This is a genomic window from Malonomonas rubra DSM 5091 (assembly GCF_900142125.1).
In the GTDB taxonomy this organism is placed as follows: Bacteria; Desulfobacterota; Desulfuromonadia; order Desulfuromonadales; family Geopsychrobacteraceae; genus Malonomonas; species Malonomonas rubra.
On the sequence record NZ_FQZT01000013.1, the window covers coordinates 14,084 to 39,440 of the forward strand.

The window sequence follows — 25,357 nt, forward strand, 5'->3', positions numbered from 1 at the left end:
ACGGATATAAGTGTTAAGGAGCAAACCTGCATGTCAAGAATGCTGGGATATCTTTTTGCAATGTTAACTGCCCCTACCATCTGTTTCAGCGAGCCGGCTAACATCTCTCCTTTACCTGAAGCTGGCAACAACCTGACAATCCATTTCATGGATGTCGGCCAGGGCGACGCAACTTTAATCAATTGTCCTGACGGCAACTCAATCCTTATAGATGCCGGCTCCAGCTCGGGGTTTCCGGGAGGGAAGCTTCGCTACTATCTCCTCAAGCAGGGAGGCATAGCGGGAAAACCCCTTGAGGCTCTCATCATAACTCGCCCGGACGCCAGCAAATACAATCTCGTAACAAGAGCCCTCGACAAGGTGCCTGTTAAAAATGTCTACCTTGCTGGTTCAGAAGCTGAATACAGAGGTATAAAATTCAGCAAATGGCTCAAAGAGATTGACGAAAACCACAAACATTTTCTGCAAGGGAATGAGATCAGTACTTATGAAATTCCAACTTCAGAAATTTCTTGCGGAGATGTACGGCTCTCTTTTCTGACAGCTTCCTCCATTTTGGGCCGTTCTGACCAAAATACGCAGAGCATGGGAGTAATGATCAGCTATGGCGATTTCACAGCCATCCTTACAAGCGACATATCAACCGTAACAGAAATCGATACCCTTGATCGCTACTCCACGCCACAACTGAACGCAGATGTCGTCAAGATAGGCAGCAACAGCAGTTTGGCATCAGCAGTAACTGACCAGTTGTTCGAAACGCTCAAGCCAAAAGCTGTCATTGTAAGCACTGGACAAAAAGACAACGCCAGGGAAAAACCTTTAGCTGCGCTCAGCAATGGCTCCAAAGCCATTTATTCGACAGTGACAGATGGCAACTTGGTTTTAAAAACTGACGGCCGTCACTTTCAGATTTTCATACCTTAAAATACCTACGCCCCGGCCGACCGATTGTGCCGCACTCTAAAGAACAGTGTGTTCTGGTAGCAATGAATTCAGGTATTTAATTACCAAGATAATGTTTTGACCTTTGGGTCGAAAAGAATACCAAGAACCAAATCTTCATTCCCCATAGTAACACCATCGATAAAATCATCTTTCTTTAGGCCAGCAGCTTTCGAGCAGGCCTGACAAGCTATAACCTGTCCGCCATCTTTGATAAAGGCGGTAAGCATATCTTGTATCGATTCGCCTTTTTCTTTCATCAGTCCATGGACATGAGAAGCCCGCTTTTTATCAGCCAGGTATATGCCACGAACATTCAACCAGACGGCTACTGGTTTGTAACCGTTCTTCAGAGCTTTCTGGTGGGCAAAGAGAATCGCTTTTGCGGCGGACCACGTATCATCCGTGGTTAAGTTGACGAAAAGACCACCTTTTGCATCGTGCTCCTCCATGTGACCAGATGCCAGAGATTGAGCCGCAAAGATAATTAAACTAGCAACAAGTATCATTGTAACCATAGAGCCGAATCGTGCCGTTCTCATCAGAAGTCTCCTTTGGAAAAGTTGATTGCAAAGATAGAGCAATACTAACCAGAGTCGTCTACTCATCAAGAAACCTTTTCTATTATGTGATAGTTCGACAACATGAAAACTTCTGAAAGTAGGCATTTCAACCAAACTGGAGGAAGATCACGAACACCGTGACATATGAAAAAGCTGTGGGACAATTCTGTATCTGGTACGCGTAATCATTGACTGACCTAGCGGCTTTTACCTTTCACTGTTTACGAAATCGACTTCTAACCTCAAATAGTCTTGACAACACACCTTTTTCTGTTGCATTCAATTTACGGAATATCTCCTTAAAATGAGAAGCTTTGTAAATGAATGCGATCTGGAAATCGACATCTGCACAACTGAAAAAACGCCGCCGCAATCGCTGCCTGCTTTTGCTTGCCCTGGTCACGTTTTCTTTCTGCACCGGGCTGTATTTTCTCTGGAAGCCAACCTCGCCTGAAGTTTCATCTCCTGCGGTGACTGCCGCTGTTGATAATACGACTACGACCATATCCTCCCGTCCTGCTGAAAAAATTAAAGACAACGTGGATGATACTGTACGTGTTCGTACAATTCAGTCTGGCGACAACCTGAGTATATTGTTTGACAGTGTTAAAATCGGCCAGACAACCATGTTTCAGATCCTGGATGCCGACGAATCCCTGCTGGCTCTCGATATCCTTCGCCCTGGCAATACGTTGACCTTCACTGTCGATGAGGAAAACGGCAAGCTGCAAACCCTTGAACTTTTCATTCATCCTGGGCACCGGGTCATCTATCGGCGCGTTGCAGAGGATAGTTTCGAATACGAGGAGGTTATCCGTGAGGGGCAATGGACCGAACAACTGCTAAGCGGTGAGATTGAAGGGAGCTTCTATCTTTCTGCGTTATCTGCTGGCTTGACTGAACAGGAAACCGGCAATATCACCGAACTGTTTGATAGCCATCTGAATTTCGCCCGCGACATTCACGCCGGGGACCACTTCCAGGTCATCCGCAAGCAGCAGTTGATCGATGGCAGTCTGACAGGTCAAAGCTACATCAAAGGAGTGCGCATTTTTGCTCGCAAGCATTATTACAATGCGTTTCTCTTCGAGGACGGTAACTATTACGATGAACAGGGCGAGAGCCTTGCCAGTGCCTTCAGGCGCTATCCTTACAAAGGGAAATACCGGGTCAGTTCTTCGTTCAACCCTCGCCGCCTTCACCCTGTTACTGGCAGAATCAGCCCACACAAAGGAGTCGATTTCGCCATGCCAACGGGCACTCTCGTGCTGGCGACAGGAGACGGTGAGATCACCAGGGTCAAGAACCATCCTTTTGCCGGGAAATATGTCGAAATACGGCATGACGGCCGCTATATATCGCGCTATTTGCACTTGAGCAGAATAAAGGTCAAACGCGGACAGAGGGTCAAGCGTGGCGAATTCATCGCCCTTTCTGGCAACACCGGTCGCTCAACCGGCCCTCATCTCCATTATGAGCTGCACATCAATGGTCGGGCTGTTAACCCGTTGACCGCCAAAATACCAATGGCCGCGGCAATTCCCAAAAACAAGTTGGCCTCGTTCAAAAGTCAGATAACCACAGATATTGCTTTCATGGAACAGCCCCGCCCCAGCCTTCCTGGTTCCTGAGGCACAAGTAAACTACGCACTTTCCCTGCTTTCAGCGGAAAAGTGCAGCGAGATTGTACTGACCAAGAACGCGTTTAACTAAATCGCGAACCAGGTTTTCATGTTCCAGCAATAAAGCTTCCTGAAGGGTCTGCTCAGCGACTTCTGCTGGTAAGGTCCGTATAAGCCATTTAATTTTCGGCAAGCTGTAAGCGCTCATACTCAAGGCCTCAATCCGCATTCCCAGAAGCAGCACAACCGCTAAAGGGTCGGCCGCCATTTCCCCACAGAGACTTAGCGGTAGATCGAACTTCCGACATTCAGTAACAATCCGATAAACTTCACGCAACATGGCCGGGTGCAAGTTATCGAACATGTGTGATACCCGGGAATTGTTGCGGTCGAGCGCTAACAGGTATTGAGCAAGATCGTTGGAACCGATAGAAACGAAATCGATGCGTTTGGCCAGAAAAGGCAACAGGTTTACAGCGGCTGGCACTTCGACCATTATGCCGACCGGCGGCTTCTCGATATCAATCCCTTCCCCGTCCAGCTGCGCACAGGCATCATCAAGCAGCTGCATAAACGCTTCGAGTTCGTCCACCCGGCTGACCATCGGCAAAAGAATTTTCAGGTTGTGTAGCCCTTCAGCGGCACGCAGAAACGCACGGAGTTGCGTCATGAAGATCGGCCGGTTATCGAGGGTAAAGCGGATTCCCCTCCATCCCAGGTAAGGGTTTTCCTCGCTGAAGCGGAAATAAGGCAAGAGCTTGTCGCCGCCAATATCAAGGGTGCGGATCGTAACAGGTTTCCCGGCATAAGCCTTAAGGACCTGGCGATAGGTCTGCAGCTGCTGCTCCTCAGTCGGGAAGTGATCATGCTCCATGAATGGGATTTCCGAGCGATACAACCCGACACCCTCTGCCCCATGTTTCAGCCCCGGGGAGATATCGGCCATCAGGCCAGTATTGGCGTACAGCTTAATCCGAAAACCGTCAGGGGTCAGGGCCGGAAGATCTCTCAATTCTTCAAGCCCGGCAAACAGGTTGCGCTCCCTGTCTGCGAGATTCCGATATTCAGCCAGGACCTGTGGACTCGGGTTGAGGATGACTTCTCCCTGGTGTCCATCAACAATCGCCAAAGCTCCCTGCTGCCATCTCTTCAACTTACCGCCCCCCATGACGGCCGGCAAACCGAGGGCATTGGCAAGTACCGCTGTGTGGGAAAGCGCCGATCCGGCACGACATATGATTCCAGCTAACTGCCCAGGCTTAAAACGGGCTATATCGGCGATACTGATCAGGTCTCCAGCCAAAATAAGGTTTTGCTGTTCGGAAACGGCTGGCTCCGCACCATTCATACTGGCGTAGATCTTGTTGCCAATATTACGCACATCTTCAGCACGTAAGCGCAGGTATGGGTCATCCATTTGCTCGAAACGGGTAGAAAGATCGGTAACTGTTTCCCTTAAAGCCCCCGGAGCCCAGCTTCCATTCCGTACAGCCGCCTCGACGCTGGAAATTAATTCACGACTGTTCAGAAGCATATGGTAAACGGAAAAGATCGAAGCAACCTCACCCGAAAGTTGATCCCCGAAAGAGAGGGAACCCTGTTCAAGCTGATCACGGCACTGTTGCAAAGCAGTATGAAATCTTTCCAGCTCTAAACTGCTGTCCGAACATTCCTTGTCTGCAACCTCGGAAAGGTCGTTTCCGGAAATCAGGTAAATAGACCCGATTGCAATCCCGGGAGCACCTTTGACACCCTTCAGCCGCTGCATGTCGTCAGGCTGCAGATCAGGTTCGTCTGCCGGATGTCGGTCCCTTTCCAGAAACAAAGTCGCCGCCAGTTGAGCGGCCACGGTCACCAGGAAAGCTTCTTCATCAGAACTGAAGATCCGCTTTTCCTGCTCCTGGATAACCAGCACCCCGATCAGTTGGCGCAGATGGACCAGCGGGACACCAAGAAATGCCTGGTATTGTTCCTCCCCTGTTTCCGGGAAATAGCGATACGCCGGATGTTCCGCCGCATTATCGGTACTTACCGGATGGCTGCTGCTCGCAACAAGTCCGACCAGACCTTCCCCGGCCGATAGTTTTACATTGCCAACAGCTACAGAGGCGAGTCCATCTGTTGCAGCCAAAACAAGGCCTCCATCGGTGTCTGCAATGTAGAGGCTGCAGACGCTGACCTTCATCGCTGAACGGACAGCGCTTACGATATAGGTCATCTGCGTCTCGACAGACTCAGCAGAGGCCGCTTTCTGAACGATCTCTTTCAATATAGACAGAGAATTCTCCATCACTCACCTCCAGTGCAGACAACCAGAAAACTCTGCGCATATTCTAGACGTTTTATTTTTGAACCTCCAAACAAAAGAGCACGCGGACAGGTTCGCTTGTAGGCAACACTTAAAATGAAGAGAAATAATGCGATTTATACAAACAGCCTTATAATTAAAAGACCATTTCAACATGAACAAGGATACGCATAGACTCTGGAGCCCCTGATGGCAAACCTCCCCCCCCTGCCAAATCTGCACGCAATAGCAGTCCTTTTTCTTGCTGTTTTCGCACTGCTGCTGTTTACCCGAAAAAACCTGCCGCTGGAAACCTCAAGCTTTATTATCCTGATATTGCTGGCCATAGGTTTCGAAATTTACCCTTTCCAGGTCGATGGTAAAACCCTGCATGCCGTCGATTTTTTTCAGGGTTTCGGTCACGAAGCACTGGTCGCCGTTTGTGCCCTGATGATTGCTGGTCAGGGCATCGTTCGCACTGGTGGGCTTGAGCCGCTCGGACGAGGCCTTGCCCGTTTATGGAAAATCAGCCCGAGTGTTTCCTTGCTGCTGACATTAATTCTGGCCGCATTCATAAGCGCTTTTGTCAATAATGTTCCTATTGTTGTCCTGCTGCTTCCCATTTTGATCAGCGTTTCAATCAGGACAAAAATAAAAACCTCCTCTGTCCTTATGCCAATGGGATTCGCGACCCTGCTTGGAGGAACCTGCACCACCATCGGAACATCGACCAATCTCCTGGTTGTTTCAGTTGCGGCGGACATGGGAGCGGGGCGCCTGGAAATGTTTGACTTTCTGCTCCCTGGAGTCATTGCCGCCGGAATCGGAATCAGCTATCTCTGGCTGATCGTCCCACGGATCATGCCGGAACGTAAAATCGCCCTGACCGACACCTCCCCGAGAATTTTCACCGCTCACCTGGCGATCCCGGAAGAGAGTTCCAGTGTTGGCAAAACGCTCGCAGAGATCATGCAAAAAGTCGACGATGGCTTGAAGATAAAAGGGATCAGGCGTGGCATCGACAGCTTTACGACACCTCTTCCCAGTGTGGTTTTAAAAGCAGGAGACCAACTGATCATCAGTGACACACCAGAACGGCTAAAAGAGATTGAAGATCTGCTGGATGGAACTCTTTACCAGGATGAAACGCTGGGGAGTCCGGTCGATGAAGACCACCCGCTAAAAGCAGACGACCAGCAGGTTGCCGAAATCGCCGTCGTCCATGGGTCTCATCTGCAGGGAAGAACACTGGGTGGAATCCGCTTTGCAGAACGTTACGGCGTGATTATTCTGGCGATTCACCGTGCAGGTAAAGAGCTGAAAAGAAGAGTCGATTCTATCAATAAAACCCGACTTCAGATCGGTGACATTCTCCTGGTGCAGGGCCCACGCGAACAGATTACCAGTTTAAAAAAAGAAAAAAACATTCTGGTCCTCGATGCCACGATGGATCTGCCCTTCACCAAAAAAGCACCCTTGGCGCTTGGCATCATGCTGGCGATTATATTAACAACCGCTTTCGGATTCCTGCCGATAGCGATCAGCGCATCATGTGGCGCCTTACTGATGATCATGTTCGGCTGTCTTGGCTGGCGTGACGCCACCAAGGCATTAAGCACACAGGTCATCATGATTGTTGTCTCCAGCCTGGCCCTTGGGTCGGCCCTGCTGAAAACAGGAGGAGCTGAATACCTGGCACAACTATTCCTGGCCGTTGGCGGGGACGCATCGCCGCTTGTCATGCTCAGTGGACTCATGTTGTTGATGGCTGTCCTAACCAATATTGTCTCCAACAATGCGACCGCCGTCATGGGCACCCCCATTGCGATCTCGATAGCAACCCAGATGGGTCAACCTCTCGAGCCGTTTGTCCTTGCAGTACTCTTCGGCGCGAATATGAGTTTTGCCACGCCCATGGCCTACAAAACCAACCTCCTGGTCATGAATGCCGGGGAGTACACATTTAACGATTTTCTGCGTATTGGTATTCCGTTGGTTCTTCTTTTGTGGATCACATTGTCCTGGGTTCTTCCAGCGATCTATGGCATTTCGTAATGCCTCCAAAAACTGGCTCGCTTCATCCAAAACTAAACAGCCACTTCCTACGCGGAAGTGGCTGTTTTGTGGCGTACCAAGCTAACATGTCAGCACTTTTTCTGTGACAAAAGGCTCGCTGGCAGAATCAGCCCTTCATACCCAATGAATCCGCCTGAAAATCATCACCTGTCCGGCGACTATGCCAAGTAACATCAAGCAAACGATGATGAAAGCAAAAGGATTTTCGCTGCCGGGAATTCCTCCGACATTGATGCCTAACAGGCCGGTAATAAGGCCCAGGGGTAAAAAGATTGCCGTGATGATTGACAGGATGTAGAGGGTCTTGTTCATCTGTGAGGCGATTCGATTTTCCAACTCTTCCTGGCAGACAGCAGCCCTGTCTTTTGCCGAGTCGAGATCTTCGACATAGCGCGTAATCTGGTCGGCAACTTCGCGCAACAAAATCCTGTCCATCTCCGACAGAAGTTGTGTTTTCTCCGTCTGTAACCGGGTCATCACCTCACGTTGGGGAGACAGGTAACGACGTATGCGAATGATCTGTCGCCGCAGACTGCTCAGCTTGCTGCGCTGCTCGAATGAGCCCCGTTCAAGCACCTCATCCTCCAGCAGGTCGACTTCATCATCAATCTGGTTCAGAACATCTCCGATGCGATACGCAAGGCCCCGCGTCAAGCGAAAGAGGAAATCACCCACATCGGTCGGCCCATTCCCGTCAACAACACTCTTACGAATGTCGTCGACTGCCATAACCTTGCGGTGGCGAATTGAAATGATTCGGTGAGGCTCCAGCCAAACCCGCAGTGAGATCATATCATCGGGGTCTGCCCCCGGGTTCAGGTTGACGCCTCGCAGTATCACCAGCATGCCACAGGGATAAGCAAGGCAGCGCGGCCTGGTATCTTCAGCCAGCAGGGCCTCAAACACAACCTGATCAAGCCCGCTTTCCTCTTTTAACCATTGGTGTGTTTCATCTTCTTTATAGTCTAGATGCAACCAGAGCAAACCATGATCAGAATCCCAATTCCGTATGCCCGGCCAGTCCAGCTCTTTTCCGCCACCTTTTCCGTTCAGCAAAAACGATGCGATCAATGCTGATTCCATAAAACCACCTCAACACTAAGTTAACTCTTGGACGATGCTGGTGTCAGGGTCAAGTCGTTCACCAGTCAAACCTTTGTCGGAATAGTTTACCTTACTGAGGACATAACGCATCGCTTCCAATCGTGCCATATCCTTGTCGTTTCCCTTGATCACAACCCAGGGATTTTTAGGAGTACTGGTTTTGCTGAACATCATCTCTTTGTAGAGCGTGTATTCCTGCCATTTTTCCTGGGCCTTGGCGTCAACTGTACTCAGTTTCCACTGTTTCAGCGGGTTCTGCCGTCGCTCTTCCAGCCGTTCCTTCTGCTCAGACGAATCGATGGAGAACCAGAATTTGATGATGCGAAGACCATCTTCGTGCAGCATCTCTTCCAGCAGAACCACCTGATTGATAAACCTGTCATACTGATCACTGGTACAGAAATTCATAACCGGTTCGACTACGGCACGATTATACCAGCTACGATCGAACAGGACGATTTCCCCGGGGTTCGGCAACTCTTTAATGTAGCGCTGAAAGTACCACTGCCCCATCTCCATGTCCGTCGGTTTCGGCAATGCCACGATCCGGTAATAACGAGGGTTGATGTAGCGCACAAAGCGCATGATCGCACCTCCTTTGCCGGCAGTATCCCGCCCTTCAAAAATGATCAGAAGGCGCTTCTGGTTATCGATGATCGAGCGCTGCAGCGCAACCATTTCCGTCTGCAGGCGAAGATATTCCGGGTCATTTTCAAGTGAAAAAAAATCCATAAGCTCTCTCTATCAGCAGATGACTTTTAGTTGACACCAATGCGATACCTGAACGCTCAAAGAGTAGCCGAAAACCGCCAAGGCACAAGGCCAAGTATGCCACTATTCATCATGCCTCCGCTTGAATTCGGATTATTTCACAAAGCAAACAAAAAAGGCTTAACAACCAGAACGAAACTTTATTTTCATGCCCTGTCAGTTAGACTTGAATTTTAGAAGCTATTCGTTCATATACCCATCACTGTCCAACAAAGAAAAGAATATTTCTGATGATGACAAACGATTTACTGACATATTTTCTTGGCCCACTGCTGGTCGTCTCGTTACTGCTAGTTGTGTTGATTTTATTGAACAAAGCCTTCAACCGTTATCTGCAACAGCAGCCTAAGAGAAAACTGCAGAAGCAGGTCACCATGCTGATTGCGACTCTGTTGCTAATCATCATTACCGTTGTCCTGTTACCTATTGATGAAACCCTGCGTGGCCAGATTCTCAGCCTGTTGGGAATCCTGCTCAGTGCAGCAATCGCCCTGAGTGCAACAACCTTTCTCGGAAATGCACTGGCAGGAATTTTATTGCGCAATCTGCGCAGTTTCAGAACCGGCGATTTTATCTATATCAACGAATATTTCGGTCGGGTTTCGGGGCGTGGTCTCTTCCACCTGGAAGTACAAACCGAAGACCGTGACTTGTTGACCCTCCCCAACCTTTACGTCACCAACAACCCGGTTAAGGTGATACGCGATTCGGGAACTATCGTATCTACAGAGGTGTCCCTCGGCTATGACATACCACGTGGGCAGGTCGAAGAAGTCCTCTTGCAGGCAGCGAAGTCGGCAGGGCTTGCTGACCCCTTTGTGTATCTGGTCAAATTGGGAGATTTCTCCGTTGTTTACCAGGTCAAGGGGTTACTGTCAGACGTCAAACTCCTGCTCTCAGCACGCTCCCAATTAAACGGACAAGTTCTTGATGCGCTTCATCACGCGGGAATCGAAATTGTTTCCCCCAACTTCATGAACACGCGAAATGTCGAACAGACCACCTTTGTTCCCAAGGTGTTGGTGGAAGCGGACGGTTCTACAATAGACAGAAACCCGGAAGATATTATCTTCGACCGGGCGGATCAGGCGGAAACCCTGGAAGAACAAAAGGCTGCTTTGGCAGAAATTGAGCAGCAGATACAAAAATTGGACAAAGCAGAACCGCAAGAGGGTGTCGAAAAGGCGAAACAAAGACGAGAAGAAAAATTGAAACAACAGCACAGCATACTGAAAGAAAAGATCGAGCAGGCGACAGAAGAATTAGCCGCCGAGAAAGAATCGGGAAAACAAGCCTGAGCGAAAGAGACGAGCAAAACAGAGGAAAAAACAATGATTTCGCACGGGCACCGCCAAACTGGTGGATAGAAGGCACAACGGGGCTATTATGACAACAGAAGACGCAACATTATCATCTTCGAACTGGTGGGGAGACTTTCAACTGTCAGTCAATGAGTCGTTACGCTGGACAATCGGCCATTTTTCACTTCAAGTCCTGCATCGTGAAAAGGAGTGGCTGATCTGGCACAAGACGACCACCGACACCCTTGCAGATGACGCGCTCTGGCAGATTGAAAAGAATCAGGAACTCAACCTGGACGAGGGAGACGTTCAGCGCCACGTTTTCAGCAACACAGAAAACCTGTTCTCTATCTCCCCCAAGCTGGCAGACCGCCCTGTCGTTGTCAAAACAGCGAAGCCACTGCATATCCAGACGAAACAGCAGATAGACCTTTATGTCAGCTTACCGCTCTGGTTTGCGGTTTCGGCACATAAAAGCAAAATCGATTTACAGGAAGTGCCAATCATCCGCCCATCGGACACTTGGTTTGGCGCTTCGACCCGGTCCGGCGAACTCAGCTATGCCAGCACCACTCAGGGACGCCTTTATCTGAGCGATCTACCCCAGCGTCCGCACCGTGCCATCTCTCAAGTCAAAATTAAAAATCAGGCGGACAAACCGCTGCTTCTGACCCAATTCAGTTTGCCGGCCCCTTACCTCTCATTGTTTGATACTGGTCACGGGGGACTGTGGACCGAAGCGATCACTTTACTGAACGACGATGACACTGATATGGCGAAGGTTTCTTTTTCCGAGGCTCCTCCCTCCCCATATGCCAAGGCGAAGAAGATTACCAAGGCGCGTGAGAAAAAGGACCGTAGCATGCTGCTGAACACATTCAGCACACTGTTCAGTTGAGAGAGGACACATCGTGGATTTACTGGAATATTTTGGAGATTTGAGTAATTTCATTGAGAAAGAAACGCTTTTCAACGCTGCCCAGGCGCTGGTTATTCTTCTGGTCGGCTATGGAGTCGCTAAAATTGCATCAAAGTCAATTGGCAAGGTGTTTAAAAAGCACGCATCGACCCATCAGCACATTCTTCTGCAAAGAGCTGTTTTCTATTTTCTGTTTGTCTTTTTCCTGATTGCCGCCCTTAAAGAGATGGGCTTCGAACTGTCGGTGCTGCTCGGTGCGGCGGGTATTCTCTCCGTCGCTATCGGTTTTGCCTCGCAGACATCTGCTTCGAACCTGATCAGTGGCCTGTTTTTGCTTGGTGAACGACCTTTTGGCGTCGGGGATATTATCAAGGTCGGTGGAACAACAGGAGAAGTCCTGTCAATTGATCTGCTGGCAGTCAAAATTCGCACCTTCGATAATCTTTTTGTGCGGATTCCGAATGAAACGATGCTCAAGTCGGAAGTCACCACCCTGACGCGCTTTCCAATTCGCCGTCTCGACCTGCAAATCGGTGTCGCCTACAAAGAGAATATTGAAAGAGTTCGCGAGGTATTATTCGCCGTTGCCGACAAAAATCCGCTGAGCCTGGAAGAACCGAAACCACTTTTTATCTTCCAGGGATTCGGCGACTCGGCGCTGAACCTGCAGTTTTCGGTCTGGGCCAAGCGGGAAAACTTTCTTGATCTGAAGAACAGCATCCAGTACGAAATCAAGCTTGCTTTCGACGAACATCAGATCGAAATCCCCTTCCCCCACATGACTCTTTACACCGGCAGCATCACCGAGCCTTTCCCGATCCGTCTGGTGGCAGACAACGAGGGGCAAGTCAAAGCCGAGAACGACAAAACAGGTGTATAACGTTGACACTGACAGCTCGATTTATGGTTTACAACCTACTGCAGAGATGCTGGGTCCAAGTTAAGAATTTAACGCTCCTTCACTCGGCAGAGGGTTAAATAGTGATTTCTATAATCGCAATTATTCTTGGCCTGCTTCTTTTACTCTGGAGCGCTGATCGTTTCGTTGAAGGGTCAGCCGCTGTTGCCAGCCACTATGGCATGCCGCCGCTGCTGATAGGTATGCTGGTTGTCGGTTTCGGCACATCTGCCCCGGAAATGATCGTGTCTGCCCTGTCGGCCTTCCAGGGTTCTCCCGGCATCGCTTTAGGCAATGCCTATGGTTCAAACATTACCAACATTGCCTTGATCCTTGGTTTAACAGCCATCATCAGCCCGATTACTGTTCACTCCCAAGTCCTAAAGAAAGAACTGCCAATTCTGGCTCTGGTAACTGCGTTAACGGTGGGACTGTTGCTGGACAAGCAATTAGGACGGCTTGATGCTTTCATCTTGCTGGCTGTTTTTTCTTTGCTGATGTCCTGGTCCATCTGGCAGGGCACGAGAAAGAAAAGCGATTCTCTGGCGCAGCAGATGGAACAGGAACTGGATCAACGCAGCATGTCACTCGGGCGGGCGACATTCTGGCTGTTTCTCGGCCTGATATTGTTGATTATCAGCTCCCGTGTCCTTGTCTGGGGAGCAGTCGATCTGGCCCATAAATTCGGCGTCAGCGACCTGGTTATCGGATTGACGATTGTCGCTATCGGCACATCGCTACCGGAGCTTGCATCTTCGATTATCGCGACGCGGCGCGGTGAGCACGATATTGCACTCGGCAACGTGCTGGGGTCGAACTTGTTCAACACTCTGGCAGTCGTCGGAATTGCTGGTGTGATTAAGCCGCTGAAAGTTCCCCCGGAGATTCTTTTCCGCGACTTGCTGACTATGGGACTGCTAACAGTCTCCTTGTTTGTGATCTGTTACGGGTTCAAAGGTCGGACCGGTAAAGTTAATCGTGTGGAAGGACTGCTTCTACTGATTGCCTATGCGGCTTATTCGACTTATCTTCTGACAGGCATTGCGAACCCCTGATTCTATGGAAACATTGAATATTTTCTGGAGCTGACATGGATGCTTTGATCTGGTTGGGTATTTTATTTTGCGTCAGTCAATCTGCGATGTTTTCAGGTTTGAACCTCGCTTTCTTCGGTATCAGTCGTCTGCGCCTGGAAATAGAAAAAAACCATGGGAACGAAGCAGCCAAAAAAGTTTTGCGCCTACGGGAGGATTCAAACTTTCTACTGGTGACAATCCTTTGGGGCAATGTCAGCATCAACGTCTTACTGACACTACTATCTAATTCGGTCATGACCGGAGTTGCCGGCTTTCTTTTTTCAACCTTTGTCATTACCCTGGCTGGCGAGATTACCCCACAAGCCTATTTTTCCCGTCACGCTTTGCGTATGGCATCCCTGCTCAGCCCAGCGCTGGTGTTCTATCAGAAACTTCTTTACCCCGTAACCAAACCATCAGCAATGCTTCTGGACGCTTGGCTGGGAAAGGAAAGCATTCAGTATTTTCGTGAAAAGGATATCCGGGAGATCCTTCGCCAGCACATGGCAGCCGAGGAAACAGATGTCGATCACCTTGAAGGCACAGGTGCAATGAACTTTCTCGCAATTGATGATTTGCTCGTCATTGATGAAGGGGGCGATATTCTGCCTGAAAGCATTATCCCCTTGGATAACCAGCAGGGGAAACTGGCATTCCCAGCTTTCGCACGCGACAAAAACGATCCATTCCTCCAAGCGATAACCTGTTCAAATAAAAAATGGGCAATTTTAACTGATGCCAATGGCTTTCCCATTTACGCACTTGATACCGATAAGTTTTTGCGCGGAGCCCTGTTGTCTTCGGAAAATTTCAATCCATGGTCCTGCTGCCATATTCCCATCATTGTTAATGATCTGAAGTTACCTCTCGGTGAGGTGATAATGAAGCTCAAAGGAACCTATAGCCGCACCAGTGACGACCCGATCGATAAAGATGTTGTGCTCGTTTGGGGTGAAAAAAAGCGCATTATCACCGGCGCGGATATTCTTGGCCGGTTACTCAAAGGAATTACGAAACTGGGCGCAGCGACCGCGAAATAGGTTCACACTGAAAAAGCAGAAAGACCTGAAAACAAAAAGCACCTGACAATGAATTGCCAGGTGCTTGATTATAATGGAGCGGGAAACGGGACTCGAACCCGCGACCCTCAGCTTGGGAAGCTGATACTCTACCAACTGAGTTATTCCCGCATGCGTGGCGCAGTATAGAAACTGGCAAACGTCTTTGTCAATCTGATAATTGTTGCTGCAGCCATCTACTGGCGCTTTCCGCTGAGTTGACTTGCCCGTCCAGTTCAGCTTGCTTTATCCGCGTCTGCCATTCTCCAATACTGCTATCCGGTTGATCGTGCAGCAGTTCCCTGAGCTGATGTCCGTCAAGCAGGTCCGGCACTCGGCCAAGCTTCTGCTCCTGATAAAAAGAACCGAGCAGATTATATACTTTATCGAGGCTTATTTTCTGTTCGTAAATTGCCCAGTAAAGCAGCTGTTCGTCAGGAAAATAGCCGAGCTGTTCAACCAGCAGGGCTTTTTTTCGGCTATCGTTCAAAGTTGCTGCCAACCGGTACCAATCGACAGATGGCGCCTGTTGAAGGCTGATTATAACTCTTTCCTGCTGGCGACTGAGACGAAGGGTTTTGTGTAACAGTTCATCAAGCTTTTCAGGGCGGTAAAAACGCAGCAAAGTTGCCAGAAAAAAGATCGCCCTGCTGTTAAAGGGGTCTGTCTGACCTTCATTGTCTGCAATACCTGCCTCTATCTTTTCGATTGACTGCTGCAGCGACGTCAGTGCAGAGACCGCTAAATCCCTTTGATAATCAGGCTGGCTTTGACCAAGGAGCACCTGCAGCAGGCCACTGCTTTCCAACAGAGTGAAGCCCTCAACAGCATCCGGAGAAGAAAATATTTTCCCGAGTTCATCCCGGATTCTCTCTCCTGCAACGTTTTTCAGCAACTCGGCATGCTCTTTTATCAGCGTGAAACTCGCATCATCCAGTTTCACTGGCAGGGTCACTGCGTGGCGGATCCCTTTAAGCATGCGTAAAGGATCATCCTGCAGACTTCGCTCAGAGCAAAAGCGCAGGCACTTGCTGTGTAAATCATCCTGCCCCGAAAGCGGATCAAGCAGGCTAGGCTGATTCAACTCGCCGTCCAAAGGTAGCGCCATTGCGTTGATGCGAAAATCGCGTAATGACAAATCACCTTCGATCGTTGGTGCCCGCAACGGTGTAAAATCGACGGTTAGCCGGGATGACGTCAATACCCTGCTCTGAGATCTCTCTTCATCAAGCCAGAACCAGCGTCCGGCGACCTTGCGTGCCCACTTCTGCGCAGCGGCACTCGGATCACCCACCGTTGCGATATCGATATCGACAATCTCTTTCTGCAGCAGCAGATCACGTAGAGTCCCGCCAACCAGCCAGGCAGAAATCCCCTCTTCAGCAAGTATCTGCCGAAGCACTTCTAAATCCGGATGGCTGACAAAGAGTCGGTCGACTCTCTGGTTGAAATTTGTCATCTAAACCCCCTTCATGCCAACTCACAACCAAAACCGAGAAAAAGAAAAGACCTGCAGAGCAAGCCTTTTCCAAACTTAATGATCAATCAGATTTTTTCTTACCACGATTCACCAGCATCAGGATCAGGTAGATAATTGTGCTGATGACCAGAATCAAAAGCGTGTCGGCAAAAAACTCACTTCTCATCATGCCTCCTTGGCAGCGATTTCGTCCTGAGCTGCCTTATGCTGTGGATCAATTTCCAGCGTTCTGGCAAATGCCTGCGCCGCGTCATCCTGGCGACCGTCCTGCTTGCGGCATAGACCGAGGAAATAAAAGAATTCAGCATTCGGCAGTTCCTGCGGCAAGCGACCATCGGCGGCGACTTCTTCCATTATAGCGCAGGCATCAGCATATTTTTCATTGCTGTAGCAGCTCATCGCAACACCAACCTGCTCCAAGCGATCCAACAATGGCTGTCCTGGAAGATCTTCACTTTCGATCCTGTCTATCCGCGACCGCAACTCATCCTTAGCTTCGCCCTCTTCCAACGCATCAGAAATAATCCGCCAGTACAGTTTCGCCTGTGGATAGCCCCCGCTGAAATAGCAGATCTGTGCCAGGTAATTGAGGTTCTGCAAATCGTCGTTGCAAACCCTGCGGGCTTTTTCAAGCCAGAGCCGAGCTTGTCCCATCAGCTGTCTCACATCGCCCAGTTCGCTGTAAACCATTGCCAGTTCGTAGTAAGCCATGCCAATGTTCTGCAGCACGCCGAAGTTTTCAGGCTCCATCAGTGCCAGCACTTTGAGCATATTGATTTTTTCACGAACAAATTCAGGTTCGACCTCTTTAACATCAAGAATGATGATTTCAGAACCAAGGTCAGAGACATGAAAGGGATAAGCTTCTTTGAGAATACGAGCGTAATCCGGGGCATGCGGGCAATCAGGGAAACTCCGCAGGTAGGTGTTCAGGCCTTCACCGATAGCTCGTTCTGAAGGTTGTTTTCCTTCTTCCATATCCTTTAAATGAATCGGCAATGGAATTTGTGGAACATCGATTTCAGCATCTTCACCGATCGTCAGGGTCATTCCTTCCGGTGGCATCCAGAAGTCGAACTCATTCTGCTCAAATGTTTTTACGGTTTTATTCATTGGTTCCCTCGTGATAGATAAAATTCGAAAAATTGAATCTAGCTGAAAAAACCACTCGGAAGCAACTCATCTAGACAGATTTGTGTAATTTTCATGGCAGGAAAACAAAAAGGATGAAGCCGAAGCTTCATCCTTTTTGCTGTTATCCCTCAGGATAACTATCTTTATCTGTATCAGGCGTTAGCCTGTATCTATAGTGGCTGGGGCACCAGGATTCGAACCTGGGAATGCCGGAATCAAAATCCGGTGCCTTACCGCTTGGCGATGCCCCAACGCAACGAGACCGAATTTTTAACAAAGTTCATTTCCAGCGTCAAGTAGAAAACTTTCTTAAAGAACGGCTTTGATCGCATCGCAAAGACGATCCATGTTATCGGGGGTCATACCAGCAACATTGATACGACCGGAACCGACAATATAGATAGAAAACTCTTCACGCAGACGGTCAACTTGATCCTTGGTCAAACCAGAGAAGCTGAACATCCCGCGCTGCTCGATAATGGTAGAGAAGTCTTGGGTGACGCCCTTGTCTTTCAGGGTCTTAACAAACAGGTGACGCATTTCGTTAATGCGGTTACGGATGTCAGCAACTTCCTCGATCCACTTCGCCTTCAACTCGGGATCGCTGAGAACAGTCGCAACGATCTGGCCTCCGTGAGAGGGCGGATTCGAATAATTGTAACGGATCCGCAATTTGACCTGGCTCATCACGGTTCCAGCCTGTTCAGCGTTATCAGCGACGAGGGTCAAAGCTCCGGTTCTCTCGCGATAGAGACCGAAATTTTTGGAGAAGCTGGAGCAGATAAACATCTGCTTAACCTTTTTGACCAGTTCCAGCAGACCCAGACGATCCTGCTCAAGACCATCGGCAAGGCCATGATAGGCGAAGTCGACCAAAGGAGTTACGCCTTGGGCAGCCAGCAGGTCACCAATGATGGCCCACTGTTCCGGGGTGGGATCGATACCGGTCGGGTTGTGGCAGCAGCCATGCAGCAGGATGACATCGCCAGCCGGGATGGTTTTAATCGATGCGCACATGGCGTCGAAATCGAGGCCGTTCGTTGCTGCGTCGCGATATGCATATTGCTTGCACTCGACACCGGCCGCTTCGAAGATAGTGTTGTGATTGGCCCAGGTCGGGTTGCTCAGCCAGATTTTCGCACCCGGATGGACGATATTCAGATAATCGCCGGCAACCCGCAGAGCACCGGTCCCGCCAGGACACTGAGCAGTCGCAGCACGCTTGCTGGTGATAATCTCATGCCCTTCACCAAACAGCAGCTTCTGCACTTCGGCACAATAGGCAGGTTCACCGGTCATCGGCAGATAGCCTTTGGAGTTTTCCTGTTCAAGAATACGTTTTTCCGCCTCTTTCACAGTTTCCAGAACCGGGGTCTTGCCGGTCGCGTCCTGATAAACGCCAACGGAAAGATTAATTTTTTCAGGGTTCGGGTCGGCCTTGAACAGCTCGGTCAGACCGAGAATCGGATCGGCAGGTGCGGTTTGAACATTCTCGAACATACGGGTTAACCTTTCATCTATTTAGGTTTGATGGAGCCTTCCAGGCAAGGAAGCGAGAGCTCCAAATTATTATCTCTCTCCATAAATAAATCGAATTGAATAGCAGCATTTTCTACCGTAAGCACCTGCCCTTGTCAATCGCGAGTTGGCTTTATTCCAGCAATAATTGTGCGTATAGCAACATGCAAAAAATACGGGCTATTCAACCACCTTACTGCGCCAGAAATTTCGCCGCGCCGACTCAGCCAAAGAGTAAAGCACCGGGACCACAACCAGGGTCAGTAAAGTGGCAAATGCCAGCCCGAAAATAACCGCCACTGCCATCGGTCCCCACCAGTCAGCCGACTCGCCGCCAATTTCCCAGGTAAAGGTTTTGAAATCAAAGCTGACACCAATCGCCATCGGCAGCAGGCCAAGGATGGTGGTAACAGCCGTCAGCAACACCGGCCGAAAACGCACGGTGCCTGCACGAACCAGTGCAGCATTCAGCTCCATTCCTTCTTTGACGAGCTGATTAATGTAATCGATCAGCACGATGGCGTTGTTGACGACAACCCCGGCCAGCGAGATCACGCCGATCCCCGTCATGATAATACCGAATGGTGTCACTGTAATCATCAAGCCGAGGAAGACACCTGTCAGCGACAGGACGATGGATGTCATCACGATCAAGGTCTGCAGTACTGAGTTGAACTGGGTGATCAGCACCAGCATGATCAGCAGGATAGCACCGACAAACGCCTTCGACAAAAAGGCACTCGCCTTCTGCTGCTCTTCCTGCTCACCGGAATAATCGATGTTGTAGCCGGACGGCAGTTCCAGCGCTGACAGTCGTTGCTGAACCTCTTTGAGCACTTCGTTGCTGTTGCGGCCAAAGGTGTCGGCAGAGATGGTCACCACCCGTTTCTGGTCGATGTGTCGGATCGAACCGAAACCGGTACTCAAGCGGATATCTGCGATAGTCGACAGCGGCACCGGCGAACCGTCGAGAGCCGGAACCAACAGGTTCTCGATATCGGCCACCGAGGTCCTCCGCTCGGCAGGCATGCGGGCGATAATGTCGTACTCGTCCTCGCCTTCGCGGTAGACGCCCAGCTTGGTGCCGCTGATCGCTGCCTTGACCATATTGGAGATCTCCGAGGTGGAAAGATTCATCAGGCTCGCCTTTTCCCGGTCAACATCAACCCGGATCTCCGGTTTGGCTTTGGCGAAATCATCTTTCAGGTCGACCAGTCCCGGCACATCTTTAATCAGGCTGCGAGCGTCTGCCACGAGCCTGTCGAGGACATCGATCTCCTCGCCACTGATTTCCACGCTGACCGGCGGCCCGGTCGGTGGTCCCTCTTCCTGCTTCTCTGTTTTAAACTCAGCGCCTGAAAGCGGCGCGATCAGGTTGCGCAACCGGTCGATAACGTCACGCGAATCCTCGGCGCGGTCTTCACGGTCGAGGAAATCGAGAGTAATCTTGCTGAGATTCGACTGAACGCTGTCACCACCTCCCTGATCACTGCTCGATACACCAACCTCACTGACAACATAGCGAATATCCTGCTCCTGCAACACGAAGTCCTCGACCTTCAAAGCCAGCTGGTCACTTGCCTCCAGGTTGGTTCCTTCCGGTGCCTTGATTTCCACGAAGGCCCGGTTCGGTTCGATATCGGGGAAGAGTTCGACACCATGCCCCAACACAGCGTAAGTGAGAATAATGCCGATCAGCAGCACGAATGACCCCATGACGACCAACAGCCGATGCTGCAGCGCCCAGACAAGAGAGCTCCCGTAAATCTGGATGATCTTTGCCGGTTCACGTTCGGTCAAATCGGCATTTTTACCCAGCGACATGAAGTGACCGCAAAGAGTCGGGTTGATCACCAGTGCGACAAAGAGCGACGCACTCAGAGTGATGATCAGGGTGATGGGCAGATATTTCATGAACTCGCCCATGATACCGGGCCAGAAGGTCATCGGGAAAAAAGCACAGAGCGTAGTCAGGGTCGAGCTGATAATCGGCCAGCCGACCTCGGCAGCGGCAATCTTGGCAGCACGAATACCGGAATTGCCTTCCTGCATATGGCGGTAGATGTTCTCGACGATAACAATCGCGTTATCGACCAGCATCCCCAGCGCCAGGATCAGGCTGAACAGTACGACCATGTTCAGAGTAATACCGAGAAGTTGCAGCACACCGAAAGAAAGCAGCATCGAAAAGGGGATCGCCAGCGCGGCAAAGATCGAGTTGCGCAGGCCGAGAAAGAGAAAGAGGACCGTGACCACCAGGATCAGCCCGGTGATGATGTTATTCTCCAGCTCAGAGACCATGCGACGGATATCCTTCGACTGGTTCAGCGTCACCGACAACTCGATACCTGGCGGCGTCTGGGTATCGGCATACTGCAGCAGCGCGAACACCTGGTCGGCAACCTCGATGATATTAGCACCGGTTCGCTTCTTGATCGCCAGTGTCACGCTTTGCTCACCATCCAGTCGGGCGCTACTGTTACGATCCTCAAAAGAATCGACAATATTGGCGACATCTTTAAAATAGATGACCCGACCGTCTCGCTCAGTCAGCACCAGGTTGTCGATCTCGGCGGGGTCAGTAAACTCTCCCGGTATCCGCAATAAGTATTTCCCCTGACCGATATCGATACTGCCGCCGGGAATATTGACGTTCTCCTGTTGAATGGCGCGGATGACTTCACTGAGAGAGATACGGTAAGCGAACAGCCGGTCGGGATCGAACTCAACGCGGATTTCACGTTCGCGACCACCGGTAATGACGACATCGAGTACTCCGGAGATCTGTTCGATGCGATCTTCCAGTTCTTCGCCAACCGTCTTCAGCACCGTCTCGTCGACCGGGCCGGAGACGGCAACCATCAGGATCGGGAATTCCGACATGTTGATTTCCAGGATCGACGGATCATTCTCCAGGTCGGTCGGCAGGTCGCCTTTCGCCTGATCAACCTTGTCACGCACCCACTGCAGAGCGTTGTCAATATCGACATCCGGCGTGAACTCGATGGTGATCATCGAAGACCCTTCCGCACTGACCGAACGGATCTCCTCAACATTTTTCAGGCCCTTGAGCTTCCTCTCAATGGGATGAGTGATCAGGCTCTCGATATCTCCGGACGCCACTCCTTCATAAGGCGTCACAACCAGCACATAGGGAATCGTAATGTCAGGCGTCGATTCACGCGGCAGGACAATATAGCTGTAGATACCGACAACAAGAATTATCAGCATCAACGCAAAAACAGTGCTGCGCCGATCGATGGCAACGTCGGAAATCAGCATCGATCTAATTCTCCTGCAGGGCGACTTTTGCCCCGTCAATCAAAAGCTGCTGCCCTTTGACAATCAGTCTCTGGCCGGGCTCCAACCCGGACCGAATGACGATCCGCTGATCAACCGAGCTACCAGTTTCCACGTTTTGTCGCTTGGCAATACCGTTCTCCTCAACAAAAACCAGTTTTTCTCCATCACGATCAAGCACGGCAAAAAGTGGTGCCGAGACAACCTGCGACAACTGCTGACGAACAAATCGCGCCCGCACGATCATCCCCGGTCGTAATTCGCCCTTTTTATTGTCGATGGAAATTTTCGTCCGATAAGTCCGGGTCGTGGCATCGGCAGAAAAAGCGATGTGTTCGATACGCCCGGTGAGGGTCTGTGCCTGCCGGTTATTAATAATGGCCGGGATAACCTCGACCTGCTGATCAACCTGCAGAAAAGGAACATCCTTTTCAGGCACGTCGGCAATCGCTTTTAGCTTGTCCACCTGCACCAGGCGCAGCAGTGGCTTGCCCGGGTCGACGTATTCGCCACGATCGACATAGTGCAGATCGACAACACCACTGACCGGCGCTTTCGGGTAACATTTAGCCAGCTGCAAACGGGTTGCTTTCAACGCCATATCAGCAGCAGTCAGAGCATTCTCCAGATCCTCAACCTCCTGCTCGCTGACCAGACCTTCCCTCGCAAGATCACGAAACCGCTTCAGCTTGCGCTGTGTTGTGGCAAAATTCTGCTCTTCCCGCTCGAGACTACTCTTCAATGTATCGGGGTCGATTTCCAACAAAGTAGCCCCGGATTTTACTCTATCCCCTTCCTGGTAATTGAATTTGCGCACTGGCCCGGCGATCTCGGCAGAGATCACCAGATCCTCCCAGGCTTCCAGTCCGGCTGGCAGGGTAAAAGTTTCTTCCAGATCCACCGGCTGCACCCGCTCGACGGATACCGAAACCACCTTTTCCGGGGATTCGATTCTGGCATCCGCATTTTCTTCCGGGCCACCGCAACCAGGCAAAAACAGGAGCAGCAGAGAAAACAACAGGATGTATTTGAGATTACATGATTTCACGGCTGCTCTCCTCCGTTGCGGGTACCAGTGTGATACTGTGTTTTTCGAGAATAATCCCGCGGCTGTAGTCGAATTGAGCGAGGCTGATAAAGTATTGCGCCAAGGCGTTGATTCGGCCGATCCGGGCGTTGATCATATTGTCCTGAAAGGAGATGATACGAAAGCTGTCGGACAATCCTTCATCCAGCCGCCGTTGCTCTTGCTGGAGGGAGAGTTGCGCCAATTGCTCGAAACGCTCTGCCAGGCGGACCTGCTCGTATGCCCGCAGTAGGTTGACCTGTTGTTGCTTCAACTCGGTTTTCAGCAAGGCCTCCTGATCCATCTGGCGATACCTGGCCTGTTCGTTCTGCAGCTTGGCCTGTTGTACGCGTGACTTGGCCGCCCGATTTTCCCATGGCATCGAAAACTCTAAACCGACCGACCACTGGTAACCATCAGTGTCGGCGGCACTGGTTATCGATTGTTCCCAGGATCCGGAATAAATACTGCTGTTGCCGCTGCGCTCATTCCCGGACAGTCCGTTGATACCTGCCTGCATGTTAAGGTCGAGCTGAGGCTTGAGCTGGTTGCGGAAATAATCCTGCTGCAGCGAAGCGTTTCGTACATCATAATCTGCCAGTTGCAGGGCAATGCTTTTGTCCATAGCAGCAGCAAACAAGTCGCTGAATGCCGGCAGCTCCGGCTCCCGCAGATCGGTCGAAAAGGGATAGAGCGAAGCTGCATTGAACTTTTCCGGTAACGCATGGTTCAGCTGCCGGTTCAAGTCCTCAAAAGTCAGTTCCATCTCCTGCCGGGAAAGCGACAGGTTCAGCTCCCGGTTGGCCAGCGCGGTTTCCGCCTCCTGAACCTCGGAGACCGGGATGACCCCGGTAACGAAGCGTCGACGGTTGGCGTTGTACAGTTCCTCCGCAAGGACCACGGCCTCGGTGCGCAGATCAACCACCTCACGACCGGCTGCAAGTTGCACCGCAAATACCTCGACCTGCAGAGCAAGAACCTGCGCCTGTAGTTGATATTGCAGTTCAGCCTGACTCATGCGGTTGCGGGCAATTTTGATATCGGTCGCATTGGCTTCGCTGCCGTAATTGCGCAGCAGCGGTTGAATCAGGCTCAGGTTCAAGCCCGTGCGATATTCCGGATCGAGTTGGCTGGTCGAATCGTTGTCATCTTCCCATTCCGAAAAGAGTGATAACGATGCCAGCAGGCCAGTACTGAACTTTTTGCGCACACCAAGCTCGCCGTTCAGGACATCACTGTCGCTGGTCGAGTCGTAACCGGTGATAGAAACAGGGGTAGATGTTTCAACCAGGCCGAACGTTGCAAAAACTTCGCTATCGAAAACTGCGAGATTCTGAGTCAGTGCTTCAACAGTGACCTGAGTATTCAGCTGTTCCACTTGCAACCCGATATTCTGCTCAACCCCGAGAACGATCAGATCACGCAAAGTCTTCGTTTCCGTCGTCGCAGCGCCAGCCTGAAACGGCAAAAACAGGACAAGGATTGGCAGTATTTTTCGCAAAATAGGCGTCATGGCTTTATCCCATCGATAAATTGTCTGAAAAATATGCTCAGCCCATTCTCAACGTCTTCGGCAGTTTCCGAATAGCCTCCGTAAAAACCTGCAAGAGCAGCGAAATAAAGGGAGAAAACATGTGCCGACAGATAATAATAATCCTGGCCCGTGGCGATCTCTCCCCGCTGCGCTGCAGAACGGAAGATATTTTCAAGAAAATCAAAATAATACTTGTTATGTTCTTTCAGCGCCGGATTCGCTTCTTCAGGGAAAGAGGTTGCTCGCATGAGCTGACGCCCGAACTCCCGATCCCTGGTGACAAACCTGAACATAATCATGAAAAATTCAAGCAACTGCTCATGCAGGTCAGAAGCGCGGCTCTGCTTCGTTGCCAGCTCACTGAAAGCTCCTTCCAGCTCATCGTCGCAGTAAGTCAAAAAGATATCGACCTTCGCGGAAAAGTACGTATAAACAGTAGCTTTGCCAATTCCGGCAACAGTTGCAATATCTTCGATGCTGGTTTTTTCAAAACCTTTATTTGAAAATAACTGCACCGCGGCATCGATAATTGCTTTTCTGGTTTCTGCTTTTTTCTGTTCCCTCAGGCCCGCCATTTCTCCTCCAGTTAAAATCTCGAATGCGGTCGAGTTTAGCAGGGAATTACAGAAAATCAAGAAAAAGTCGAACAGGGTCGAGTTTCGCCAATAAGAGCTATTTTATTTAAGGTTTGCAATCATTTGGCCG

General features: G+C 50.4%; 19 protein-coding genes and 2 tRNA genes. 8 read left to right on the forward strand and 13 right to left on the reverse strand.

Going from position 1 to position 25,357, the window contains the following annotated elements:
- Window positions 1-30: 30 nt before the first annotated feature.
- Window positions 31-927, forward strand: a complete 897-nt coding sequence (locus tag BUB13_RS14625; RefSeq protein ID WP_072909519.1) for a ComEC/Rec2 family competence protein — start codon at window positions 31-33, stop codon at window positions 925-927.
- Window positions 928-1,007: 80 nt separating this feature from the next.
- Here the strand turns inward: BUB13_RS14625 and BUB13_RS14630 are convergent, their stop codons facing one another.
- Window positions 1,008-1,487 (reverse strand): DsrE family protein, encoded by a 480-nt coding sequence (locus BUB13_RS14630; RefSeq protein ID WP_208610181.1) that lies wholly within the window; start codon window positions 1,485-1,487, stop codon window positions 1,008-1,010.
- A 341-nt stretch (window positions 1,488-1,828) separates the two neighbouring features.
- Between BUB13_RS14630 and BUB13_RS14635 the strand changes: the two genes are divergently transcribed.
- A complete protein-coding gene (locus tag BUB13_RS14635; RefSeq protein WP_072909520.1) occupies window positions 1,829-3,139 on the forward strand; it encodes a peptidoglycan DD-metalloendopeptidase family protein in 1,311 nt (436 codons plus the stop codon).
- Between the two features lie 31 nt (window positions 3,140-3,170).
- Here BUB13_RS14635 and ptsP read toward each other — a convergent pair whose 3' ends face one another.
- On the reverse strand, window positions 3,171-5,420 hold the full coding sequence (gene ptsP / locus BUB13_RS14640) for a phosphoenolpyruvate--protein phosphotransferase (RefSeq protein ID WP_072909521.1): 2,250 nt from the start codon (window positions 5,418-5,420) through the stop codon (window positions 3,171-3,173).
- A gap of 207 nt (window positions 5,421-5,627) precedes the next feature.
- Between ptsP and BUB13_RS14645 the strand changes: the two genes are divergently transcribed.
- Window positions 5,628-7,472 (forward strand): SLC13 family permease, encoded by a 1,845-nt coding sequence (locus BUB13_RS14645; RefSeq protein ID WP_072909522.1) that lies wholly within the window; start codon window positions 5,628-5,630, stop codon window positions 7,470-7,472.
- Between the two features lie 135 nt (window positions 7,473-7,607).
- Here BUB13_RS14645 and BUB13_RS14650 read toward each other — a convergent pair whose 3' ends face one another.
- On the reverse strand, window positions 7,608-8,576 hold the full coding sequence (locus BUB13_RS14650; RefSeq protein WP_072909523.1) for a zinc transporter ZntB: 969 nt from the start codon (window positions 8,574-8,576) through the stop codon (window positions 7,608-7,610).
- 15 nt (window positions 8,577-8,591) lie between these two features.
- Window positions 8,592-9,329 (reverse strand): polyphosphate kinase 2, encoded by a 738-nt coding sequence (ppk2, locus tag BUB13_RS14655; RefSeq protein WP_139249399.1) that lies wholly within the window; start codon window positions 9,327-9,329, stop codon window positions 8,592-8,594.
- Between the two features lie 269 nt (window positions 9,330-9,598).
- Between ppk2 and BUB13_RS14660 the strand changes: the two genes are divergently transcribed.
- The 5 genes from BUB13_RS14660 (at window position 9,599) to BUB13_RS14680 (ending at window position 14,602) form a co-directional block, all read left to right on the forward strand.
- Window positions 9,599-10,666, forward strand: coding sequence for a mechanosensitive ion channel family protein (locus BUB13_RS14660; protein WP_084092172.1), 1,068 nt, complete (start codon window positions 9,599-9,601; stop codon window positions 10,664-10,666).
- An 88-nt stretch (window positions 10,667-10,754) separates the two neighbouring features.
- A complete protein-coding gene (locus BUB13_RS14665; RefSeq protein WP_072909524.1) occupies window positions 10,755-11,567 on the forward strand; it encodes a hypothetical protein in 813 nt (270 codons plus the stop codon).
- Between the two features lie 22 nt (window positions 11,568-11,589).
- Window positions 11,590-12,468 carry a mechanosensitive ion channel family protein gene (locus tag BUB13_RS14670; RefSeq protein WP_072909556.1) on the forward strand — a complete coding sequence of 293 codons (879 nt, stop codon included), beginning with the start codon at window positions 11,590-11,592 and terminating at the stop codon, window positions 12,466-12,468.
- 98 nt (window positions 12,469-12,566) lie between these two features.
- The gene (locus BUB13_RS14675; protein WP_072909525.1) at window positions 12,567-13,541 is read left to right on the forward strand and encodes a calcium/sodium antiporter; all 975 of its coding nucleotides are present in this window, start codon (window positions 12,567-12,569) and stop codon (window positions 13,539-13,541) included.
- A 35-nt stretch (window positions 13,542-13,576) separates the two neighbouring features.
- Window positions 13,577-14,602: a DUF21 domain-containing protein gene (locus BUB13_RS14680; RefSeq protein WP_072909526.1), complete on the forward strand. Its 1,026-nt coding sequence runs from the start codon at window positions 13,577-13,579 to the stop codon at window positions 14,600-14,602.
- Window positions 14,603-14,676: 74 nt separating this feature from the next.
- On the opposite strand, the gene BUB13_RS14685 is transcribed toward BUB13_RS14680, so the two are convergent.
- From BUB13_RS14685 to BUB13_RS14725, 9 genes are all read right to left on the reverse strand, one after another.
- Window positions 14,677-14,752 (reverse strand) — tRNA-Gly (locus BUB13_RS14685).
- Window positions 14,753-14,789: 37 nt separating this feature from the next.
- A complete protein-coding gene (locus BUB13_RS14690) occupies window positions 14,790-16,079 on the reverse strand; it encodes a tRNA nucleotidyltransferase/poly(A) polymerase-related protein (RefSeq protein ID WP_072909527.1) in 1,290 nt (429 codons plus the stop codon).
- Window positions 16,080-16,265: 186 nt separating this feature from the next.
- Window positions 16,266-17,213 (reverse strand): tetratricopeptide repeat protein, encoded by a 948-nt coding sequence (locus tag BUB13_RS14695; protein WP_072909528.1) that lies wholly within the window; start codon window positions 17,211-17,213, stop codon window positions 16,266-16,268.
- Between the two features lie 197 nt (window positions 17,214-17,410).
- Window positions 17,411-17,485: transfer RNA gene (locus tag BUB13_RS14700), tRNA-Gln, on the reverse strand.
- Between the two features lie 58 nt (window positions 17,486-17,543).
- Complete coding sequence (locus tag BUB13_RS14705; RefSeq protein WP_072909529.1) at window positions 17,544-18,734, reverse strand: amino acid aminotransferase; 1,191 nt, start codon at window positions 18,732-18,734, stop codon at window positions 17,544-17,546.
- Window positions 18,735-18,932: 198 nt separating this feature from the next.
- On the reverse strand, window positions 18,933-22,034 hold the full coding sequence (locus tag BUB13_RS14710) for an efflux RND transporter permease subunit (RefSeq protein ID WP_072909530.1): 3,102 nt from the start codon (window positions 22,032-22,034) through the stop codon (window positions 18,933-18,935).
- Between the two features lie 4 nt (window positions 22,035-22,038).
- Window positions 22,039-23,100 carry an efflux RND transporter periplasmic adaptor subunit gene (locus tag BUB13_RS14715; protein ID WP_072909531.1) on the reverse strand — a complete coding sequence of 354 codons (1,062 nt, stop codon included), beginning with the start codon at window positions 23,098-23,100 and terminating at the stop codon, window positions 22,039-22,041.
- Entirely contained in the window at window positions 23,087-24,631 is a 1,545-nt protein-coding gene (locus BUB13_RS14720; protein ID WP_072909532.1) for a TolC family protein, read from the reverse strand. The genes BUB13_RS14715 and BUB13_RS14720 overlap by 14 nt, the downstream gene beginning before the upstream one ends.
- Window positions 24,628-25,227 (reverse strand): TetR/AcrR family transcriptional regulator, encoded by a 600-nt coding sequence (locus BUB13_RS14725; RefSeq protein WP_072909533.1) that lies wholly within the window; start codon window positions 25,225-25,227, stop codon window positions 24,628-24,630. The genes BUB13_RS14720 and BUB13_RS14725 overlap by 4 nt, the downstream gene beginning before the upstream one ends.
- Window positions 25,228-25,357 lie beyond the last annotated feature (130 nt).

Bases quoted from the DNA above. Each gene is read 5' to 3' on its own strand.
- BUB13_RS14705 (WP_072909529.1), bottom strand. From the start codon at position 18,734: ATGTTCGAGAATGTTCAAACCGCACCTGCCGATCCGATTCTCGGTCTG.
- BUB13_RS14645 (WP_072909522.1), top strand. From the start codon at position 5,628: ATGGCAAACCTCCCCCCCCTGCCAAATCTGCACGCAATAGCAGTCCTT.
- BUB13_RS14650 (WP_072909523.1), bottom strand. From the start codon at position 8,576: ATGGAATCAGCATTGATCGCATCGTTTTTGCTGAACGGAAAAGGTGGC.
- BUB13_RS14725 (WP_072909533.1), bottom strand. From the start codon at position 25,227: ATGGCGGGCCTGAGGGAACAGAAAAAAGCAGAAACCAGAAAAGCAATT.
- BUB13_RS14630 (WP_208610181.1), bottom strand. From the start codon at position 1,487: ATGAGAACGGCACGATTCGGCTCTATGGTTACAATGATACTTGTTGCT.
- BUB13_RS14690 (WP_072909527.1), bottom strand. From the start codon at position 16,079: ATGACAAATTTCAACCAGAGAGTCGACCGACTCTTTGTCAGCCATCCG.
- ppk2 (WP_139249399.1), bottom strand. From the start codon at position 9,329: ATGGATTTTTTTTCACTTGAAAATGACCCGGAATATCTTCGCCTGCAG.
- BUB13_RS14680 (WP_072909526.1), top strand. From the start codon at position 13,577: ATGGATGCTTTGATCTGGTTGGGTATTTTATTTTGCGTCAGTCAATCT.
- BUB13_RS14625 (WP_072909519.1), top strand. From the start codon at position 31: ATGTCAAGAATGCTGGGATATCTTTTTGCAATGTTAACTGCCCCTACC.
- BUB13_RS14710 (WP_072909530.1), bottom strand. From the start codon at position 22,034: ATGCTGATTTCCGACGTTGCCATCGATCGGCGCAGCACTGTTTTTGCG.
- BUB13_RS14665 (WP_072909524.1), top strand. From the start codon at position 10,755: ATGACAACAGAAGACGCAACATTATCATCTTCGAACTGGTGGGGAGAC.
- BUB13_RS14660 (WP_084092172.1), top strand. From the start codon at position 9,599: ATGATGACAAACGATTTACTGACATATTTTCTTGGCCCACTGCTGGTC.
- BUB13_RS14695 (WP_072909528.1), bottom strand. From the start codon at position 17,213: ATGAATAAAACCGTAAAAACATTTGAGCAGAATGAGTTCGACTTCTGG.
- BUB13_RS14635 (WP_072909520.1), top strand. From the start codon at position 1,829: ATGAATGCGATCTGGAAATCGACATCTGCACAACTGAAAAAACGCCGC.
- BUB13_RS14720 (WP_072909532.1), bottom strand. From the start codon at position 24,631: ATGACGCCTATTTTGCGAAAAATACTGCCAATCCTTGTCCTGTTTTTG.
- ptsP (WP_072909521.1), bottom strand. From the start codon at position 5,420: ATGGAGAATTCTCTGTCTATATTGAAAGAGATCGTTCAGAAAGCGGCC.